Source organism: Pseudomonas sp. A-1, from assembly GCF_004801855.1.
Classification (GTDB): Bacteria; Pseudomonadota; Gammaproteobacteria; order Pseudomonadales; family Pseudomonadaceae; genus Geopseudomonas.
Genome location: NZ_SSTC01000234.1, coordinates 1 through 632, shown reverse-complemented (window position 1 = coordinate 632; position 632 = coordinate 1). Strand labels below are relative to the sequence as shown.

Here is a 632-nt window from a genome sequence, read left to right as displayed (position 1 = left end):
TTCGACCAGGTACTTGAGCGCCTGCACATTCGCCTGAATCAGGAAGGGCTGATCGATCTGGATACCTGGATGATTGATTCCACAGCGGTGCGAGCAACCCGAGCCTCTTCTGGCGCCGGGAAAAAGGGGGGCCAGAAGAACCGGTAGACCATGCGTTGGGGCGTAGCCGAGGCGGCCTGACCACCAAGATCCACATGGTCTGCGATGCCAACGGCGTGCCTCTGCGCTTTTTGCTGTCGCCGGGCCAGGCCAGCGACATCTCGAATGCCCAGGCACTCCTGGATCAGGTTCGCATCCCTGGCAAGCCAGGCCGGCCTCGCAAGCGCTGCCGCTGGTTGCTGGCAGACAAGGGCTACGATGCCGAGCACTTGCGCCAGTACTGCGACCGTTACCGGATGCAGCCTGTGATTCCGCTGCGAACCATGAAACGCAAGCCCAAGCCCGGCCTGCCAAGGCTGTTCGACCGCCCCAAATACCGGCAGCGCAACATCATCGAGCGGATGTTCGGCTGGTTGAAGGAGAGCCGCAGGATCGGCACTCGCTACGACAAGCTGGCAAGAAGTTTTGCTGCAATGGTCACCCTGGCTTGCACGCTGCGGTGCCTACGGCAGTACTTTTCGTACAGAACCTAG

General features: G+C 61.1%; 1 pseudogene. It reads left to right on the top strand.

The window, feature by feature from the left end:
* A pseudogene (locus E5198_RS21335) lies at positions 1-632 on the top strand (IS5 family transposase); the annotation flags it as partial.